This window comes from Curtobacterium sp. NPDC090217 (genome assembly GCF_044746705.1).
In the GTDB taxonomy this organism is placed as follows: Bacteria; Actinomycetota; Actinomycetes; order Actinomycetales; family Microbacteriaceae; genus Curtobacterium.
This window is the reverse complement of the sequence record NZ_JBIVCR010000002.1, coordinates 827,423-846,099: the sequence shown is the minus strand read 5'-3', so window position 1 is coordinate 846,099 and position 18,677 is coordinate 827,423. Positions and strand designations below refer to the sequence as shown.

Sequence of the window (18,677 nt, the reverse complement as noted above, 5' to 3'; positions counted from 1 at the left end):
CGCACCCCGGCCTCGTGGTCGTGGTCTAGCCGAGGGTCTTCGTGATAACCTCGGTGGCCTCTTGTGCGGAGCGCTTCGACGAACCCGTCGCCGGTGCGGCACTCGCGGGGCGGGCAGCCACCGACAGCGGCCGGCCGTCCAGGTGCGGCGAGAGGTTCATGCACACGAACGGCCACGCGCCTTGGTTCTCGGGCTCTTCCTGGGCCCACACGACATCGGCGTTCGGGTAGCTCGCGAGCACCGCGAGGATCCGCTCGAGGGGGAGCGGTGCCAGCTGCTCGAGCCGGACCAGGGCGACGTCGGTCAGTTCACGCTTGTCCGCCTCGGCGCGCAGGTCGTGGTGGACCTTGCCGGAGTGCAGCACGACGCGGCGCACAGCACCCTTGTCGGTGACCTGCACGTCGTCGATGACCTCTTCGAAGGTGCCGCTCGTGAACGCCTCGACCGGGCTCGTCGCCTGACGGAGCCGGAGCATCGCCTTCGGGCTGAAGAGGACGAGCGGCCGCTGCGGGCGTTCCCACGCCTGACGACGCAGCAGGTGGAAGTACGACGCCGGGGTCGACGGGCGGGCGACCACCATGTTGTCCTCGGCGCAGAGCTGCAGGTAGCGCTCGATGCGAGCGGACGAGTGGTCGGGTCCCTGGCCCTCGTAGCCGTGCGGCAGCAAGAGGACGAGGCCGGAGCGTTGCCCCCACTTCTGCTCGGCGGAGGAGATGAACTCGTCGATGATCGTCTGCGCGCCGTTGGCGAAGTCGCCGAACTGCGCCTCCCAGAGCACGAGCGCCTCCGGACGTTCCACCGAGTAGCCGTACTCGAAGCCCATCGCCGCGTACTCACTGAGCAGGGAGTCGTAGATGTAGAAGCGCGCCTGGTCCTCGGTGAGGTTCGACAGCGGCAGCCACTCCTGGCCGTTCACCCGGTCGTGGAACACCGCCTGACGCTGCACGAACGTGCCCCGACGGGCGTCCTGGCCGGCGAGCCGGACCGGCTTGCCCTCGGTCAGGAGCGACCCGATCGCCATGAGTTCCGCCATCGCCCAGTCGACGCCGCCCTTGCGGGTCATGTCGGTGCGCTTCGACAGCAGCGCCTGCAGCTTCGGGTGGATGGAGAACCCGGCGGGCGGGTTGCCGTGCGCGTCGCCGATGAGCTCGACGAGCTCCTTCGAGATCGCGGTCTCGTGGACGTCGTTCTCGGAGTCGTCGCGCTGCGCGGTCGGTCGCTCGAGGCCCTGCACGGCGCCGTCGTCGTCGACGGTGATCACCGGGATGGTGCCGGTCTGCGCCTCGTGCGTCTCCGCGAACGCACGCTCCAGACGGTCCTGGAAGTCGCGGTGCGCCTCGTCGTACTCCTCTTGCGTGATGTCCCCGCGGCCGACGAGTGCCTCGGTGAAGAGCGTGCGGACCGAGCGCTTCGCCTCGATGAGGTTGTACATGAGCGGCTGCGTCATCGAGGGGTCGTCGCCCTCGTTGTGGCCGCGCCTGCGGTAGCAGACCAGGTCGATCACGACGTCGCGGTGGAACTCCTCGCGGTACGCGAACGCCAGGTCGGCCACGCGGGCGACGGCCTCGGGGTCGTCACCGTTGACGTGGAAGATCGGCGCCTGGATCGTCTTCGCGACGTCGGTGGAGTACACCGAGCTGCGTGCCGACTCCGGCGGGGTGGTGAACCCGACCTGGTTGTTGATGACCAGGTGGACCGTGCCGCCGGTGCGGTACCCGCGGAGCTGGGACATCTGGAGCGTCTCCACGACGACACCCTGTCCGGCCATCGCGGCGTCGCCGTGCACGAGCACGGGGAGCACGCCGAACTCGCCGGCGGGCTTCCGGTCCTGCTTGGCGCGGACGATGCCCTCGAGGACACCGTCGACCGCTTCGAGGTGGGACGGGTTCGCGGCGATCGTGATGGGGATCGACGAGCCGTCAGAGGCCTTGAACACGCCTTCGGTGCCGACGTGGTACTTCACGTCGCCGGAGCCCTGGCCCTGCACGGCACCGGGGAGCGTGGTGCCCTCGAACTCGCGGAAGATCTGGCCGTAGGTCTTGCCGGCGATGTTGGTCAGCACGTTGAGTCGACCGCGGTGGGCCATGCCGATCGCGACCTCGTCGAGACCGGCCGCCGCGGCGCCCTGGATCAGGGTGTCGAGGAACGCGATGGTGGACTCGCCGCCCTCGAGGGAGAAGCGCTTCTGGCCGACGTACTTGGTCTGCAGGAAGGTCTCGAACGCCTCGGCCTCGTTGAGCTTGCCGAGGACGCGCAGCTGCTCCTCCTTCGACGGCTTCGAGTACGGCACCTCGATGCGGGACTGCACCCAGCGGCGCTGTTCCGGGTCCTGGATGTGCATGTACTCGATGCCCACGGTGCGGCAGTACGCGTCGCGGAGGACGCCGAGGATGTCGCGGAGCGGCGCGCTCGTGGTGCCGGCGAGCCCACCCGTGACGAACTCGCGGTCGAGGTCCCAGAACGTCAGCCCGTGGCTCTCGATCTCGAGGTCCGGGTGAGTGCGCTGGCGGTACTCGAGCGGGTCGACGTCGGCCATCAGGTGACCGCGGACCCGGAAGCTGTTGATGAGCTCCTGCACGCGGGCCGTCTTGCCGACGCGGTGCGCGAGGTCGACGTTGATGTCGTTCGCCCACTGGATCGGCTTGTAGGGGATGCGGAGCGCCGAGAAGATGCCCTCGTAGAAGTCGTGCTGGCCGATGAGCCGCTCGTGCACCTTCTTCAGGTACTCGCCGGAGCCGGCGCCCTGGATGACGCGGTGGTCGTACGTGCTGGTGAGCGTGATGGTCTTGCCGACGCCGAGCTCGACGAGCGTCTTCGGCGCCGAGCCCTGGAACTGTGCCGGGTACTCGAGCGCACCGGCGCCGATGATCGCGCCCTGGCCCTTCGTCAGGCGCGGGACCGAGTGCACCGTGCCGATGCCACCCGGGTTCGTCAGGGAGATCGTCGTGCCCTGGAAGTCCGTCGGCGTGAGCTTGTTGTCGCGGGCACGCTTGACGAGGTCCTCGTAGGCGGAGAGGAACTGGCCGAACGTCAGCGTCTCGGCGCGCTTGATGCTCGGGACGAGCAGGGAGCGGGTGCCGTCCTTCTTCGGGACGTCGATCGCGATGCCGAGGTTGACGTGCGCGGGCTGCACCACGAACGGCTTGCCGTCGCGCTCCTCGTAGAAGACGTTCTGGCTCGGGAAGTCCTTGAGCGCCTGGACCATCGCCCAGCCGATCAGGTGGGTGAAGGAGATCTTGCCGCCGCGGGCACGGCGCAGGTGGTTGTTGACGACGATGCGGTTGTCGATCATCAGCTTCGCCGGGATCGTGCGGACGCTCGTCGCGGTCGGGACGGTGAGCGAGGCGTCCATGTTCGACGCGAGGGTCTTCGCCATGCCACGGAGCGGGGTGGCCACGTCCTCGTGGGTCTCGTCGTGGTCGTCGGCCTCGTCGTTCGCCTCGGCCGGGATCGGCTGGGGCGACGGCTGCTTGGACGTGGTCTTCGCCTGGATCTGCCCGCCCTTCGCCTCGGCTGCAGGAGCGGCGGGTGCGGGTGCCGCGGATGCGGGTGCTGCGGTCGCGGGCGCCGGTGCTGCTGGTGCTGCGGTCGCGGACGCCGGTGCTGCTGGTGCCGTGCCCGCGCCCTTGCCGGCGGTCTGGTGGTAGCTCTCGAGGACCGGCCACCACGACTTGTCGACCGACTCCTTGTCGGCGAGGAACTGTTCGTACAGCTCGTCCACCAACCACTCGTTCGCGCCGAATTCGCCCGCGGTCTCGTCAGTTCCGGTCAGATGGCTCGACACAGCCGATCGCCCACTCTCCGTCGATTGATGCTCGTGTGTGTCGTGCGGGGCAACCCTGCTCCACACAGGGGTCAAGCGTAGCCGTTTCCACATGTCCGTTCGGTGTCAGACCGAGGCATGTCGCCGAGCCGTACAGTGGGCGGCATGAGGTTCTACGAGACTCGGCCGACGCACGATCTGACCTACTCCGACGTCTTCCTGGTCCCGAGCCGTTCCGCGGTGACCAGCCGCTTCGACGTGGACCTCTCCGCGAACGACGGCAGCGGCGCCACGATCCCGATCGTCAGCGCGAACATGAACTCGGTCACGGGCCCGCGACTCGCGGCGACCCTGGCGCGTCGTGGTGGCCTCGGGGTGCTGCCGCAGGACATGCACCTGCAGGACCTCGACGCCGCGATCCGCTGGGTGAAGGAACAACCGGTGGAGTTCGACACCGCGATCGAGATGGGCGCGGACACCACCGTCGCCGAGACCCTCGAACAGCTCCTGCCGGTCGCCGGACGCGGTGTGGTGGTGCGTGACGGCGAGGGGGAGTACCTCGGGTGCGTGCCGGCCACACGCCTCGGCACGGCCGGCCCCGACGCCACGTTGCGCGACCTGCTGCACGGCGCCTCCACGGGCATCGACGCCGAGGACGCCGGCACCCCGCGCCACGTGTACGACGTCCTCACCGCGGCCGGTGCCGACTTCGCTCCGGTCACCCGGCACGGTCGCGTCGTCGGCACCACGAGCCCGACGAGCGCGATCCGGTCGAGCATCTACCGTCCTGCGGTCGACGCGTCCGGCCGACTCCGCGTCGCGGCCGCCATCGGCATCAACGGCGACGTCGCCGCGAAGGCCCAGGCCCTCGCCGCGGCCGGGGTGGACGTCCTCGTGCTCGACACCGCGCACGGCCACCAGGACGGCATGCTCCGCGCGCTCCGCACCGTCGCGGCGCTCGACCTCGGCATCCCGCTCGTCGCGGGCAACGTCGTCACCGCCGACGCGGTCCACCACCTCGTCGACGCCGGAGCGTCGATCATCAAGGTCGGTGTCGGCCCCGGCGCGATGTGCACCACCCGCATGATGACCGCGGTGGGTCGACCGCAGTTCTCCGCCGTGCTCGAGACCGCCGCGGCTGCGTGGTCCCTCGGCGCGCACGTGTGGGCGGACGGGGGCGTGCGGTACCCGCGCGACGTCGCACTCGCACTGGCAGCCGGCGCGAGCGCGGTCATGATCGGCTCGTGGTTCGCGGGCACGCTCGAAGCTCCCGGGGTCCTCCGTCGCGACGCGAAGGGCGCCGCGTACAAGGAGAGCTGGGGGATGGCGTCGGCCAAGGCGGTGCGCGAGCGCTTCGAACGGCTCGACCCCTACGAGCGGGCGCGCAAGGCGCTCTTCGCCGAGGGCATCTCGTCGTCGACGATCTACCTCGACCCGGAGCGTCCGAGCGTGGAGGACCTGCTCGACATGATCACGACCGGTGTCCGCAGCTCCGCCACGTACGCCGGGGCGACGAGCCTGGCCGAGTTCTCCGAGCGTGCGCTCGTCGGCATCCAGTCCGCCGCGGGGTACGAAGAGGGCAAGCCGCTCCCCGTCAGCTGGTAGCGGCCACGGACGGACGGGAGGCCCGGTGCCAGCTGGCACCGGGCCTCCCGTCCGTCTGTGCGCCCGTCTCTGCCACGAAAGCGACAGTTCGCTGGGACATGCCCGCGTGAATCTGTCGCTTTCGCGGGCGAAACGCGCGGCGCTGGCGGTCAGCGGCGTCTGGTCGCGTCCTCGACGGTGCCCACGAGCTCTTCGAGGATGTCCTCGAGGAAGAGCACGCCCGTCGTTCGACCGTCCGCGTCGAACGCCCGCGCCACGTGGCGCCCGGCCGCGCGCATCGTCGCGAGTGCGTCCTCGAGGTCCATCTCGGTCCAGAGCGAGATGAGCTGCCGGATGCGCTTCGGCGGGACCGGGTCGTCGAACTCGTCCGGACGCAGGTCGATGACGTCCTTGACGTGCACGTACCCGGTCGGCTCGCCCGTCTCACCGATCAGCACGTAGCGGGAGAAGCCCCGCTGCGCGACGGCACGCTCGACGTCGCCGGGCGTGGCGTCCTCGGGCAGGGTGACGAGTTCGGACATCGGCACGGCGATGTCCCTGACCTTCTTCTCGGTGAACTCGAACGCCATCTTGAGCGTGCCGCCGTCGTCGGACAGGGTGCCCTCGCGACGGGACTGCTCGACGATCGTCTGGACCTCTTCGACGGTGTAGGCGCTGACGGCCTCGTCCTTCGGCTCGACCTTGAACAGCCTGAGCACGGCGTTCGCGACCTCGTTCAGGCCGACGACGACCCAGTGCAGGCCGTGCCCGATGTACCAGAGCGTCGGCACGAGGAGCAGGGCGGCGCGGTCGGGCATCGAGAACGAGATGTTCTTCGGGACCATCTCGCCGAACACCACGTGCAGGAACGAGACCAGCAGCAGGGTGAACACGAACGCGACGATGCCGATGACCTCGACGCTCCACCCGGTGAGGTGCAGCGGGACCTCGAGCAGGTGGTGGATTGCCGGCTCGGAGACGTTGAGGATGAGCAGCGAGCAAACCGTGATGCCGAGCTGGGTGGTGGCGAGCATGCGGGTGGCGTGCTCCATCGCCCACAGCGTCATCTGTGCGGCGCGGGAGCCCTCCTCGGCGCGGGGCTCGATCTGGGAGCGGCGCGCGGAGATGACGGCGAACTCGGCCGCGACGAAGTAGGCGTTGCCGAGCAGCAGCACGACGAGCCAGAAGATGCCCCACCAGTCGGAGCTCATCGCGAGGCCTCCTTCTGCTTGTGCTTGGTGGGCGAGTTCGGGATGGTGACGCCTCCTGGCGGGGTGTCGGTCGGGGTCGGGGTCCAGCGGATCCGATCGATCCGGCGTCCGTCGAGGCGTTCGACGCGGAACACGCCGTCCTCGAGCGGGACCTCGTCGCCGACGACCGGCAGCCGGCCGAGCGTCGCCATGATGAACCCACCGACGGTCTCGTACGGGCCGTCTTCGGGGACCTTCACCCCGGCGCGGTCCTCGAGCTCGTCCGGGCGGAGGAGCCCGGGGAACGTCAGCCAGTTGCGGGAGCGGACCACGTCGATGCGTGCCCGGTCGTGCTCGTCGGACACCTCGCCGACGATCTCCTCGATGAGGTCCTCGAGCGTGACGACCCCTGCGGTGCCGCCGTACTCGTCGACGACGATCACCATCTGGTAGCCGCGACCCCTGACCTCGGTGAGGAGGGTGTCGCCCGGCATCGTCTCGGGAACCCGTTCGGCGTCGGTCATGAGCGCCCCGACCGGGACCTCCGCGCGCTTCTCGCGCGGGACGGCGACGGCCTGCTTGACGTGCACGATGCCCACGACGTCGTCCGCGTCCTCCTCGATGACGGGGAAGCGGCTGAAGCCGGTGCGGCGTGCGAGCGCGATGACGTCCTCGGCGGACTCGGACACGCGGATGGTCGAGAGCCGGGGGCGCGGGGTCATCACGTCGCTGGCGTCGAGCTCGGAGAACGACAGCGTGCGCTGCAGGAGCGTCGCGGTGTCCTGTTCGAGCGAGCCCTCCGACGCGGAACGGCGGAGCAGCGAGGTGAGCTCCTCGGCGCTGCGCGCACCGGAGAGCTCTTCCTGGGGTTCGATCCCCATCGCGCGGAGCACGGCGTTCGCGGTGCCGTTCAGCACGGCGACGGCCGGCTTGAACACGGTCGTGAAGGCGATCTGCAGCGGCACGACCAGGCGCGCGGTCTGCAGGGGCAGCGCGAGCGCGAAGTTCTTTGGCACGAGCTCGCCGAGGATCATCGACAGCAGGGTCGCGATGACCAGCGCCACGATCGACCCGACCGTCTCGACGATGCCCTCCGGCAGGTTCATCGCGAGGAACGGGGCTTCGAGGAGCTTGGCGATCGAGGGCTCGAGCAGGTAGCCGGTCAGCAGCGTGGTGAGCGTGATGCCGAGCTGCGCGCTCGACAGGTGCGTCGAGGTGACCTTGAGCGCACCGATGACGGGTGCCAGGCCGGCCTCGCCGCGGTCGCGGCGTGCTTCGACGTCGGCGCGGTCGAGATTCACGAGCGCGAACTCGGACGCCACGAAGACGCCGGTGCCGAGCGTCAGCAGGATGCCGCCGATCAGCATGACGATGTCGACGACGCTCATCGGGTCCACCCCCGCGGGGAAGCGGTGCGGGCACACGACGAGTCAGGGCAGCTCACCGAGTGAGCGCCGGATGAGTGATGGGGCGAAGAAGGATTCGGAGGATCGTCCACAGTGTCTGCAATCGTAGTGCCGCGCCGGGCGGCCTTTCCGAGAATCCGCCCTACTTCGTGACGGTTGCTCGGTGGTACTGCTGCGGCTCGTAGTCGACCTGCACACCGAGCTCGCGGGCTGCCCGGAGCGCGAACGACGGGTCGCGGAGGAACTCGCGCCCGACCATCACGACGTCGGCCTGCCCGGTCGCGACGATCTGCTCCGCCTGGAACGCGTCCGAGATCATCCCGACCGCGATCGTCCCGATGCCGGCGCCCTGCTTGACCGCGGCCGCGAACGGCACCTGGTAGCCGGGGCCGACGGGGATCGGCGCGCTCGCGACGTTGCCGCCGGTCGAGACGTCGGCGAGGTCGGCGCCGTGCTCCGCCGCCCAGCGGGCCACCTGGACGACCTCGTCGAGCGTCAGCCCGCCGTCGGTCCAGTCCGTCGCCGAGAACCGCACGACGACGGGGAAGCCGTCACCGACCTCGGCGCGGACGGCGTCGACGACGTCGAGCAGCGCCCGCGCGCGGTTCTCGAGCGACCCACCGAAGTCGTCGGTGCGGTGGTTACTCAGCGGCGAGAGGAACTCGTGGAGCAGGTACCCGTGCGCGGCGTGGATCTCGATGAGGTCGAACCCGGCCTCGATCGCACGACGGGCCGCGGCGGCGAAGCCGAGCGCGACCAGACGGATGTCCTCGACTCCGAGCTCGCGCGGGACGTCGTAGCCGGGGAACGCGACGGCCGACGGTGCCACGGCGGTCCATCCACCGTCCGAGGCCGGCACGGTGCCCTGCGTCGGCGACCAGCTGCGGTACGTCGAGGCCTTGCGCCCGGCGTGCGCGAGCTGCACGCCGGCGGCGGCGCCCTGCGAGTGGATGAAGTCGACGATCGGCCGGAACGCGTCGCGCTGTTCGTCGTTCCAGAGGCCGAGGTCCTGCGGGCTGATCCGGCCTTCCGGCACGACGCCGGTGGCCTCGACGACGACCGCACCCGCGCCGCCCTTCGCGAACCCGCCGAGGTGCACGAGGTGCCACGGCGTCGGGACACCGTCCTGCTGTTCGACCGAGTACTGGCACATCGGGGAGACCCAGATGCGGTTGCGGACCGTCAGGTCGCGGATGGTGATCGGTTCGAACAGGGCGTGCGTCACGCGGTGGCTCCTTCGGTCTCCGACAGGCGCTCGAGGAAGCTCCGCAGCCCGGCCGGTGAGGTGTAGTGGTGGCCGACCGCACCGATCGCTTCCGCACCGGTGGCGTTCTCGGCCCTGTTGTCCACGAACACCATCTGCGCCGGGGTGATTCCCAGCCGGTCGCACGTGGTGCGGTAGATGGACGGGTCGGGCTTCAGCACGTGCTCCTCCGCGCTGACCACGACGGTCTCGAACATCGACGCCATCGGGGAGCGGCGGTAGGGGTCGCCGAAGTCGAACCCGGCGTTCGACAGGAGGGCGATGCGGGTCCCGGCCTCGTGCAGCTCCTCGACGAGGTCGAGCACGTCGGGGTCGACCTCGAACCAGCCGGTGAAGTCGAGGGCCCAGAAGCGGTGGATCTCGCTGACCGACCAGGTCCGACCGGTGCGGGCGGCGATGGCGCGCCAGTAGTCGAGCACCGAGAGGTCGCCACGGTCGAGGTCGTGACGGAGCTCCTGGTACACGGGGAAGAGCTCGTCGGCGGCGAGCCCCGTCGCTGCGAGCAGGGCGTCCCTGGCGGCGTGCGGTGTCCGGCTGATCACCTCGCCGTAGTCGAAGACGACGACACGACCAGGCAGGAACAGGCTCATGCGCTCCACCGTAACGTGGGGGTGGTGAACGACTTCGTCCCCGTCTCCCCGTCCGATGCCGCCTCGTGGATCACGGTCCCGACCGGCGACACGACGAAGTACCGGCGGGGGGTCCTCGGCGTCGCGACCGGCTCCGCCGCCTACCCGGGCGCCGCGGTCATGGGTGTCGACGCCGCCGTGCACACCGGGGTCGGCATGGTCCGGTACGTCGGGCCGACCCGTGCGACGGACTCCGTGCTCGCGCGCCGCCCCGAGGTCGTGTCCGGTGTCGGTCGTGTCCAGGCCTGGCTCGTCGGGTCCGGCATCGCCGCGGACTCCCTCGACGACCTCGACGAGACCACCGCCGACGCGTTCCGGCACGCATCGGACGACGGAGTCCCGGTGGTCGTCGACGCCGGGGCCATCCCGCTCGTCGACCTCGGCCCGCTCGCGGTGCTGACCCCGCACGCCGGCGAGCTCGCTGCGCTGCTGCAGGTGTCCCGGGATGCCGTCGAGGACGACCCGCGGGGGTCGGCACTCCGCGCCGCCGAGCGGACCGGGAGCGTCGTGCTCCTCAAGGGATCCGACACGCACGTCGTGACGCCGGACGGTTCGGTGCGGCTCGTGGCGTCCTCCGCCACGCCCTGGCTCGCCGCCGCGGGCGCCGGAGACGTCCTCGGCGGGGTGCTCGGTGCGCTCGTCGCCGGCCGGGCCGGTGAGGGCGAGGTCGGTCCTGAGGCGCTCGCGCACCTCGCTGCCGCCGGGGCCGTCGTGCACGGTACCGCGGCGCGGCGTGCGTCCGGGGGCGGGCCCTTCACGATGACCGCCCTGATCGAGGCCCTGCCCGGCGTGGTCCGCGACCTCGCCGTCACCGGGGACGCCACGGCGTGACGCACGCCATCGGCTGATTCGTGCGGGTCGGCTCGCGTGCGCTCGTGTGCACTTGTGCGCTTGTGCACCGATCGGAGCCCGACTCGGAACGACAGCGTCGCTGTCGTACGACGTCCGCGTTGTCGTCGCACCGCGCGCGCAACTGTTGCGGGCGCGGGGTTGCGACAGCATCGCTGTCGTACGACAGCGACGCTGTCGCTCGTTGCGGACGCGACGGGACGCGCGGAGCCGAGCCCGCGAGGGGACGCGCGGGGCCGAGGCAGCGTCGCGGGTTGCGGAGGCGACGAGTGCGCGGTGCGGCGGCGCGCACTCGTCGCGACCACGGCCGGACGGGAGGCTCGGTGCCGGACGTGTGTCGAGCCTCCCGTCCGATGGATGGCGGTGGACGCGACTCGAAACGACAGGATCGCTGTCGTACGACGTCCGCACTGTCGCCGCACCGCGCGCGCAACTGTTGCGCGCGCGGTGTAGCGACACTGTCGCTGTCGTACGACAGCGACAGTGTCGCGGCTCGCGCGCGTCACGGCGCGGTTGCAGCCGCGCGTGCAGGGTCGCGGGAACACGCAACCGCAGCGTGAACACGCACCGCACGTGGGAGCCCGCACCGATCCCGCCAGCGGTGGCGCAGAGCCTCGTGGGACCGCCGGAGAGCGCGTAGACAGACAGCCGAGGGACGACACCCGACCGATCAGACACGGTGGTCCGTCCCCGGAAGGCGATCCACGACCATGCAGTACGCACAGCACCCCGTCCAGCTCCGGGACGACCGATGAAGGTCGCTCGGACGCTGCTCGTGTTCTCCGCCGTCATCGCCGCCGCGGTGACGCTCGGCGCCGTCACGACCGCCGACGCGCGCACGTGGGCCGGGGACCCCGCGTCGCCCGCGCCGACCGTCGCCGGAGCGCCGACGCCCACGCCCCCTGCCGGTGGTGCGGCCCCGACGTTCTCGGAGGACTTCGACACCCCGGCGGCCGCCGGCGGACAGTTCGCCGCCACGTACGCCGGGTCGTGGCAGCCCTACCCGGACGGCATGAGCGGGAAGTACTGGTCGGGCGAGGTGATCAGCGCCCACGACGGGATCATGGACGTCGCGATGGACGGGAAGCGCGGGGCCGCCGGCACGTTCGGCACGCCGGACGGAGCCTGGTCGCACGTCGGCGGGACCTTCAGCGTGCGAGCCCGCGCGAGCGGTGGGGACGGCAACGGCGCCGCCTTCATGCTGTGGCCGACGTCGAACGTCTGGTCGGAGGGGGAGCTGGACTTCCCCGAGGGGACCTTCCAGGGCACCGTCGGGGCATTCAGCCACTCGATGGTGCCCGGTCAGGAGCGGAACGCGATCGGCCTGCACACGGACGCGACCTGGCGGCAGTGGCACACCTACACGACCGAGTGGATCCCCGGCGTCTCGGTCCGGTACTTCGTGGACGGCGAGCTCGTGCTCACGGTCACCAAGCACGTGCCGACCACCGCGCACCGATTCATGTTCCAGATCGGGGACTACGGGAAGCCCGGGCACCTCGAGATCGACTGGGTGAAGACCTGGGACCGGTGAGGCGGGGCGGGTGCTCTACCCGGCGGGTGTCGCATGGACGAGGAACTCGACCGCGCCGTCCGCATCGACCTTCACGAACCCGAGACTCGGTGCCTGCACGCCGTAGTCGGCGAACGTGATCGGGATCGAGCCGGAGATGTCGACGCCGTCGCCGTTCAGGCCGACCTGCAGCGTCGCGGTGACCGACTTCGTCACGCCGTGCAGCGTCAGGTCGCCGGCGGCCTGCACGGTCGTGGTCCCACTCCCGGACGGGACGGCATCCGCGATCGGGCTCGTCAGCGTGAAGGTCGCCTTCGGGAACGCCGCGGTGTCGAGCGCGGAATCGCGGAAGTACGAGTCCCGCTGGGCGGAGTCGGTGGCGATGTCGGCGACCTCGACCTCGATCGACGCCGCCGTGATCGACGAGCCGTCGACCGTCGCGGTCCCGCTGACGCTGTCCGTCCGCCCGGTGACGGTCACGTCGGAACCGTTCAGGACCTCGTGCAGCCGGTAGCCGGCCTCGGAGCCGCTGCCGACGGTCCAGTCGCCGGTGAGATCGCTCGCGTCGAGTGTCGACGGGGCACGACTCGCGGCGACGCTCGGCTCCGCCTCTGCCTTGGCGTTCTCGGTGTTCGAGTACACCGTCGTACCGATCACGGTCCCGACGACGCCGAGGACCACGACGGCTGCCGCGATCGAGATCCAGATGGTGGCCCTGCGCTTGCCGGTGCGCTTGCGTGGAGTGGTCACCCTCAGACGGTGACACGTCATCCTCGGGAAGTCCTGGGGATCGCGCCGCTACGATCCTGGGGTGCTGAGGTCCAGGTGGTTCGAGGTCGTGGGCTTCGCCGTCGCGTTCGTCGCGGTGCACGCCGTGCTGTGGTGGCTGACCGCGACGACCGCGAACCTGCCGCTCGGCGACGTCACGATCACCTACCGACGGTGGATCGAGACCGGGCTCACGTCCCACTACTGGGTCGGCATGGACTCGGACTGGGTGTACCCGATCCTGGCGATCGTCCCCATGGCCGCAGCCGCGATCGGCGGAGCGGCGTCGATCGGCACCGGGTGGCTCGTCCTGATGGTCCTGCTCGACGCCGCCGCGTGCGCGTTCCTCTGGCGGTTCCGGGCGCTCGGCGTGCGGGTCGTCTGGTGGTGGCTCGTGTTCCTCCTCGCGCTCGGGCCGATCGGCCTGGGGCGGATCGACACCGTCGCGACCGCGGTGGCGATGGTCGGCGTGTGCTTCGTCGCGTCCCGGCCGGCGGTGGCCTCTGCCGTGTTCACCGCCGCCGCGTGGATCAAGGTGTGGCCGGCCGCGCTCGTCGGTGTGCTGCTCGTCGTGCGGCGCGGGCACCGGCGCGGGGTCGTCGTCGGAGCGCTCGTCGTCACCGCGCTGGTCGTCCTCGTCGACGTGCTGTTCGGCGGTGCCGCCCACCTGCTGTCCTTCGTCGGACAGCAGAGCGGTCGGGCGCTCCAGATCGAGGCGCCGCTCGCGACGCCGTTCATGTGGGCGGCCGCCGCGCACGTCCCGGGGGCCGCGGTGTTCTACGACCGGGAGATCCTGACCTTCGAGGTCTCGGGGAACGGCACCCACCTGGCCGCAGCCGCCTCCACGCCCCTGATGGCGCTCGTGGTCCTCGGCGGCATCGCGCTCGCCGCGTGGGCAGTCGTCCGCGGCGCCCGTCGAGCCGAGGTCGCGCCGCTGCTCGCACTGGTGCTCGTCGCGGCGCTCATCGCCACGAACAAGGTCGGGTCCCCGCAGTACATCGGGTGGTTCGCGGTGCCGATCGTGTGGGGACTGATCGCCGGCCGGGGGAGTGCACGACGGTTCCTGCCGATCGCGATGGCGGCGCTGCCCATGGCGTTCCTGACGCAGCTGATCTACCCCGCCTACTACGACCAGGTGCTCACCGTGCAGCCGTGGATCCTCGTCGTGCTCACGATCCGGAACGCCCTCGAGGTCGCGATCCTCGTCTGGGCCCTCGTGCTCGTCGTCCGGATCGGGCTCCGGGCGCGGCGAGGTGCGCTCGCCGGGTCCGGGTCGGGCGTCGCTGGGTCCGGGCCGGGCGTCGCTGGGTCCGGGCCGGGCGTCGCGGGGTCCGGGCCTGGCGTTGCGGGGTCCGGGCCGGGCGTCGCCGCAGAGGGCAGGATGGACCCATGATCGTCGCCTTCTCCCTCGCCCCGTCCGGTGGTCCTTCAGCCTCGTCCGACGGGTCCGTCCACGACGCCGTCGCCGCGGCCGTCCGTGTCGTCCGCGAGTCGGGGCTGCCGAACCGCACCTCGTCGATGTTCACCGAGATAGAGGGGGAGTGGGACGAGGTCATGGACGTCGTCAAGCGTGCGACCGAGGCCGTCGGCGCGTACGGCACCCGGGTGTCCCTCGTCCTGAAGGCCGACATCCGCCCTGGCCACACGGGCGAGCTCGACGGCAAGCTCGCGCGGCTCGAGGCTGCGCTCGACTCCTGACGGCGTCGGGTCCGTCCGTCCGCTCCTGCGTCCGTGCCCCGATCTGGGGGCGCTCCGGAGTTGGGTCGGCGTTCAGCCATCTCCTAGCCTCGGCTCGGGGGATCTGGACGCATCCCGGGGGATCTGTCCCCGCTGGCGTCCTGGACGCGTGACATTCGGTCGCGCACGGGATCAGGAAGCGCTGGTGGGGCATGGCCTACAGCAACGACGAGTTCGGCCGGGACATGGGGGCTATCCGCAGCTCGCAGGCGTCGTCCGCGGCATCGCTCCAGACCATCGAGTTCACGAACGCAGCGAGCGCCGTGGCGAACACGTTCACGATGTTCAACACCGCTCGGGCGGCCCGCAGCGCCGCCGAGCAGGTGGCACTCCAGCAGGAGCAGCTCGCGCTGCAGCAGGAGCAGCACGCGCTCCAGCAGGCGATGGCGGAGCAGACCGCCCGGCACGAGTTCTCGATGTGGCGGCAGACGCCGGAGGGTGCGGCGTTCGTCGACTGGCAGCAGCGCGCGATCGTGCTCATCCCGATGCTCCGGCACCGTGAACGGTCCTGGCGAGCGGCATGGTCGCAGGCGATCGGGCGTGCCCGCGCCGAGGTGCCCGCAGACGAGCAGCGTCGGGTCGCGCTGCAGCCGGCGCGACTCAGGCAGACCGCCCTGAAGGTGCTGTCGATCATCGCCTTCGCACTGGCCGTCCTCCCGCTCCTCGGGCTCGGGATGGCCGCGATCTCGTCGTCCTTCGACGACGGACGGCAACAGCAGTACGAGGCGTGCCTGCGCAACGTCAGCGAGATCCTCACCCGCGCGGAGTGCGAGGCGATCAAGCCCGGAAACCCGTTCGTGGGCCCGGTCGTCTGGCTCGTGATCCTGATCGGGCTCGGTGTCCTCTGCACGGTCCTGCGTGTCCTACGTCGCCGATCGGCCCGGACTGACCGCCGGCTCGCGGAGGAGTCGTCCGCGCGCGCTGCGCACTGGGGGTTCGACCCGCTGCACACACAGGGCGCGTGGTACGACTGGCACGAGTCCGATGCCTTCCGCGGCTACACCGACCGCGTCGAGCACATGGTCCGGAACGGGGCCACGACCCGTCCGATGCCGTCACAGCTCATCCAGCTCGGGGTGCCGGTCCCGCGCCAGCCGGGCGATCACCTGCCGGTCGAGGTGAACGACTTCCTCGACGCCGTGCAGCGCGAGAACGCCGCGCTGACGGACTGATCGCTGGGCTCCGCGACACGCCGTCGTCCTCCCGGGGATGTCGGTGGTCGGGTGTGTCATGTTTCGCAGATGGTCGCACCGGGCGGCCACCGACGTGACGAGGAGATCGTGATGATGCACGACGGCTGGTGCCCCGACTGCGACCTGCGAACGGTCGTCATCGACGTGGACTCCGACGACCAGAACGCCTGGGCCACCTGCACCGAGTGCGGTGCCGGGTGGGTGCACCGCGACGATTCCCCCGCGCCCGTGGTCGTCCACCGGCAGCCGGAGCGACGCGCCGCCTGAACGGCGGGCATCGAATCGATTCGGCTCGGCGGGTTCCGTTGATGGTTTGGAGCGGTCTACACTGATCCGACCGGGCCGCGCAGTCGGACCGGTCTCTCCCGTTCACCGTCGAGCGGACCGGCGAACGCCGGTCGCGACGACGCCGTCCCGGACGGGAGGCCCGGCGCGCTCCGCCACGCGCCTCACCTCCAGCCCCTCCTCCGTGAGCTCCGCGGCTGGTCCCGAACCGTCCATCACGTCCGAAACAGGCACCATGTCCCAGCTCTCGCCTGCGCGTCGCGCGCTCGCGCTCATCGCCCTCGCCCTCGGTGGGTTCGCCATCGGGTCGACCGAGTTCGTCGCGATGGGGCTCCTCCCGAACATCGCCGAGGCGCTCCTGCCGACGCAGTACGCCGCGAACCCGGACGCCGGCATCGCCCACGCCGGATGGCTCGTCAGCGCCTACGCGCTCGGCGTGGTCGTCGGTGCGCCGACGATCGCCGCGATGTCGGCGAAGTTCCCGCGCAAGGGGCTCCTCATGGTGCTGCTCGTCGGGTTCGTCGTCGCCACGATCGCCAGCGCGCTGCTGCCGTCCTTCGGGCTGGTGCTCGTCGCCCGGTTCGTCGCGGGCCTGCCGCACGGTGCGTACTTCGGCATCGCCTCGATCGTCGCCGGCGACATCATGGGTCCCGGCAAGCGCGGCAAGGGCATCGCGATGGTGCTGCTCGGCCTGTCCGTCGCGAACGTCATCGGCGTCCCGGCGATCACGTTCATCGGGCAGAACGCCGGCTGGCGTGTGGCGTACGGCGTCGTCGCCGTGCTCTTCGCCGCGACGTTCTTCGCGGTGTCGGCCTTCGTCCCGCGCTCGGCCCGCGACGAGCACGCGTCCATCGGCCGTGAGCTCCGGGCGTTCCGCGTGCCCCAGGTCTGGCTCGTGATGGGGCTCGGCGCGGTCGGGTTCGGCGGGTTCTTCGCGGTGTACTCGTACATCTCGCCGCTCGTCACCAACGTCACGGGGCTGTCGGAGTCCGTGGTGCCTCTGGTGCTCGTGGTCGTCGGCCTCGGCATGGTCGTGGGCGGTGTCCTCGGCGGGCACCTCGCCGACCACAGCGTCAAGCGCACGATCTACGTCGGCATGTTCGCACTCATCGGCGCGCTGCTCGTGACGGTGCTCACCGCGCAGTGGGCCGTCGGCGTGTTCGTCGGGGCGTTCCTGCTCGGAGCGACCTCGTCGGCGATCCCGCCGGCGGTGCAGTCGCGCCTGATGGACGTCGCCGGAGACGCGAAGACGATCGCCGCGGCGCTGAACCACTCGGCGTTCAACATCGGGAACTCGCTCGGTGCTGCCCTCGGCGGCGCGGTCATCGCCGCCGGGTTCGGCTTCGTGGCACCGGGGTGGCTCGGCATCGTGCTCGCGCTGCTCGGTGTGGTGATGACCTCGATCAGCTACGCCGTCGAGCGTCGGTCGAACCGCCGCGCGGCCCTGTCAGCTCCGCACCCCACGACCGGCCCGATCACGTCCCCGATCCCGCTCGTCTGACGCGCGCGGGCCGGGCCCGGGGCACCGAGATCGGGGTACCGGGCATCACATGCACGAGCGAGTGCGCAGAAAGTGTGGCCTCCGGGGGTATCCGGACGCTTTTTCTGCGCTCTCGACGTTGCGGCCCAGCCGGAGCGCCGGAGCGAGTGCGCAGAAAGTGTGGCCTCCGGGGTTGTCCGGACGCATCTTCTGCGCACTCGATGGTCAGGGGATGGCCCGCGCGGACGCCCGCGCCCGACAGGGACCTACAGGCCGTGGGGGCTGCCGTCCTCGAAGATGATGCCGTCGGTGATCGCACGCTTCCGGAGGGCGACCTTCGTGCCGACGTCGAATCCGGCCACGCGGTACTTCTCACGGATGCGCTTGAGGTAGCTCTTCGCGGTCTCCTCGGAGATGCCGAGCTGGTACGCGACGCTCTTCACCGGCTCGCCACCGCCGTAGAGCGCCATGACGCGGCGCTCCTGCGCGCTGAGCTTCGGCACGCCACCGACGTCACCGGAGTTGATCGCCAGGTCGAGCTCGGCGGACACATACTGCTCACCGCGCTGTGCCGAGCGGATCGCCTCGACGATCATCTCGGCGTCCTCGCTCTTCACGAGGTACCCGAGGGCACCGGACCCGAGGGCCTCGCGCACCACGTTCGGCTCGGAGTACGTGCTCATGACGACGGTCTTCACGCCGGCCGTCTTGAGCGTCGAGATCTTCAGCGAGACCGGGATCGAGTCCTTGAGGTCCAGGTCGAGCAGCACCACGTCGACCGGGAACGACGGGCTGGTGAGCAGCTCGGGCCAGGTCGTGACGGCGGCGACGAGCGTGATGTCGTCGGCAGCGCCACGGATCCACTCCGTCAGGGCGCCGAGCAGCATCTTGTGGTCGTCGACGAGTGCGAGTCGGATCGGTTCCTCTGGAGTCGCCATGCTGGCGTCCTTTCTCGTGGTCTGCGTGGCAGAGCCTAGGTGGTGGGCCCACTCGGCGAGCGCAGGCTGGTCAGGGTG

15 protein-coding genes are annotated in these 18,677 nt (G+C 70.7%); 8 read left to right on the top strand and 7 right to left on the bottom strand.

Annotation, left to right across the window (positions count from 1 at the left end):
* Positions 1-25: 25 nt before the first annotated feature.
* Entirely contained in the window at positions 26-3,784 is a 3,759-nt protein-coding gene (locus tag ACIPJ2_RS11650; protein ID WP_402728937.1) for a multifunctional oxoglutarate decarboxylase/oxoglutarate dehydrogenase thiamine pyrophosphate-binding subunit/dihydrolipoyllysine-residue succinyltransferase subunit, read from the bottom strand.
* A gap of 144 nt (positions 3,785-3,928) precedes the next feature.
* On the opposite strand from ACIPJ2_RS11650, the gene ACIPJ2_RS11645 reads away from it, so the two are divergent.
* Positions 3,929-5,368 (top strand): GuaB1 family IMP dehydrogenase-related protein, encoded by a 1,440-nt coding sequence (locus ACIPJ2_RS11645; protein ID WP_402728936.1) that lies wholly within the window; start codon positions 3,929-3,931, stop codon positions 5,366-5,368.
* 149 nt (positions 5,369-5,517) lie between these two features.
* Here the strand turns inward: ACIPJ2_RS11645 and ACIPJ2_RS11640 are convergent, their stop codons facing one another.
* The 4 genes from ACIPJ2_RS11640 to ACIPJ2_RS11625 form a co-directional block, all read right to left on the bottom strand.
* Entirely contained in the window at positions 5,518-6,558 is a 1,041-nt protein-coding gene (locus ACIPJ2_RS11640) for a hemolysin family protein (RefSeq protein ID WP_281264814.1), read from the bottom strand.
* On the bottom strand, positions 6,555-7,925 hold the full coding sequence (locus tag ACIPJ2_RS11635) for a hemolysin family protein (protein WP_402728935.1): 1,371 nt from the start codon (positions 7,923-7,925) through the stop codon (positions 6,555-6,557). The genes ACIPJ2_RS11640 and ACIPJ2_RS11635 overlap by 4 nt, the downstream gene beginning before the upstream one ends.
* Positions 7,926-8,085: 160 nt before the next feature.
* Positions 8,086-9,168, bottom strand: coding sequence for an NADH:flavin oxidoreductase/NADH oxidase (locus ACIPJ2_RS11630; RefSeq protein ID WP_281264812.1), 1,083 nt, complete (start codon positions 9,166-9,168; stop codon positions 8,086-8,088).
* Positions 9,165-9,797 (bottom strand): HAD family hydrolase, encoded by a 633-nt coding sequence (locus ACIPJ2_RS11625; protein ID WP_402728934.1) that lies wholly within the window; start codon positions 9,795-9,797, stop codon positions 9,165-9,167. Before ACIPJ2_RS11625 ends, ACIPJ2_RS11630 begins: the two co-directional genes overlap by 4 nt.
* Positions 9,798-9,821: 24 nt before the next feature.
* Here ACIPJ2_RS11625 and ACIPJ2_RS11620 point away from each other — a divergent pair, with 24 nt between their 5' ends.
* Together ACIPJ2_RS11620 and ACIPJ2_RS11615 are read left to right on the top strand one after the other, a co-directional pair.
* Positions 9,822-10,667 (top strand): NAD(P)H-hydrate dehydratase, encoded by an 846-nt coding sequence (locus ACIPJ2_RS11620; protein WP_402728933.1) that lies wholly within the window; start codon positions 9,822-9,824, stop codon positions 10,665-10,667.
* Between the two features lie 769 nt (positions 10,668-11,436).
* Positions 11,437-12,219, top strand: a complete 783-nt coding sequence (locus tag ACIPJ2_RS11615; protein WP_402728932.1) for a family 16 glycosylhydrolase — start codon at positions 11,437-11,439, stop codon at positions 12,217-12,219.
* 15 nt (positions 12,220-12,234) lie between these two features.
* Here the strand turns inward: ACIPJ2_RS11615 and ACIPJ2_RS11610 are convergent, their stop codons facing one another.
* A complete protein-coding gene (locus ACIPJ2_RS11610; RefSeq protein WP_402728931.1) occupies positions 12,235-12,948 on the bottom strand; it encodes a YceI family protein in 714 nt (237 codons plus the stop codon).
* 61 nt (positions 12,949-13,009) lie between these two features.
* Between ACIPJ2_RS11610 and ACIPJ2_RS11605 the strand changes: the two genes are divergently transcribed.
* From ACIPJ2_RS11605 to ACIPJ2_RS11585, 5 genes are all read left to right on the top strand, one after another.
* Positions 13,010-14,359 (top strand): hypothetical protein, encoded by a 1,350-nt coding sequence (locus ACIPJ2_RS11605; protein ID WP_402728930.1) that lies wholly within the window; start codon positions 13,010-13,012, stop codon positions 14,357-14,359.
* Positions 14,356-14,664 carry an MTH1187 family thiamine-binding protein gene (locus ACIPJ2_RS11600; protein WP_402728929.1) on the top strand — a complete coding sequence of 103 codons (309 nt, stop codon included), beginning with the start codon at positions 14,356-14,358 and terminating at the stop codon, positions 14,662-14,664. Before ACIPJ2_RS11605 ends, ACIPJ2_RS11600 begins: the two co-directional genes overlap by 4 nt.
* Before the next feature lie 191 nt (positions 14,665-14,855).
* Positions 14,856-15,875 (top strand): hypothetical protein, encoded by a 1,020-nt coding sequence (locus ACIPJ2_RS11595; RefSeq protein WP_402728928.1) that lies wholly within the window; start codon positions 14,856-14,858, stop codon positions 15,873-15,875.
* Positions 15,876-15,944: 69 nt separating this feature from the next.
* Positions 15,945-16,163, top strand: a complete 219-nt coding sequence (locus ACIPJ2_RS11590) for a hypothetical protein (RefSeq protein WP_402728927.1) — start codon at positions 15,945-15,947, stop codon at positions 16,161-16,163.
* Between the two features lie 253 nt (positions 16,164-16,416).
* Entirely contained in the window at positions 16,417-17,682 is a 1,266-nt protein-coding gene (locus ACIPJ2_RS11585; protein ID WP_402728926.1) for an MFS transporter, read from the top strand.
* Positions 17,683-17,927: 245 nt separating this feature from the next.
* On the opposite strand, the gene ACIPJ2_RS11580 is transcribed toward ACIPJ2_RS11585, so the two are convergent.
* Positions 17,928-18,599 carry a response regulator gene (locus ACIPJ2_RS11580; RefSeq protein ID WP_402728925.1) on the bottom strand — a complete coding sequence of 224 codons (672 nt, stop codon included), beginning with the start codon at positions 18,597-18,599 and terminating at the stop codon, positions 17,928-17,930.
* Positions 18,600-18,677: the final 78 nt, after the last annotated feature.

Coding starts and splice junctions, on each gene's coding strand:
- ACIPJ2_RS11645 (WP_402728936.1), top strand. CDS start 3,929: ATGAGGTTCTACGAGACTCGGCCGACGCACGATCTGACCTACTCCGAC.
- ACIPJ2_RS11640 (WP_281264814.1), bottom strand. CDS start 6,558: ATGAGCTCCGACTGGTGGGGCATCTTCTGGCTCGTCGTGCTGCTGCTC.
- ACIPJ2_RS11635 (WP_402728935.1), bottom strand. CDS start 7,925: ATGAGCGTCGTCGACATCGTCATGCTGATCGGCGGCATCCTGCTGACG.
- ACIPJ2_RS11625 (WP_402728934.1), bottom strand. CDS start 9,797: ATGAGCCTGTTCCTGCCTGGTCGTGTCGTCGTCTTCGACTACGGCGAG.
- ACIPJ2_RS11615 (WP_402728932.1), top strand. CDS start 11,437: ATGAAGGTCGCTCGGACGCTGCTCGTGTTCTCCGCCGTCATCGCCGCC.
- ACIPJ2_RS11600 (WP_402728929.1), top strand. CDS start 14,356: ATGATCGTCGCCTTCTCCCTCGCCCCGTCCGGTGGTCCTTCAGCCTCG.
- ACIPJ2_RS11595 (WP_402728928.1), top strand. CDS start 14,856: ATGGCCTACAGCAACGACGAGTTCGGCCGGGACATGGGGGCTATCCGC.
- ACIPJ2_RS11590 (WP_402728927.1), top strand. CDS start 15,945: ATGGTCGCACCGGGCGGCCACCGACGTGACGAGGAGATCGTGATGATG.
- ACIPJ2_RS11585 (WP_402728926.1), top strand. CDS start 16,417: ATGTCCCAGCTCTCGCCTGCGCGTCGCGCGCTCGCGCTCATCGCCCTC.
- ACIPJ2_RS11580 (WP_402728925.1), bottom strand. CDS start 18,599: ATGGCGACTCCAGAGGAACCGATCCGACTCGCACTCGTCGACGACCAC.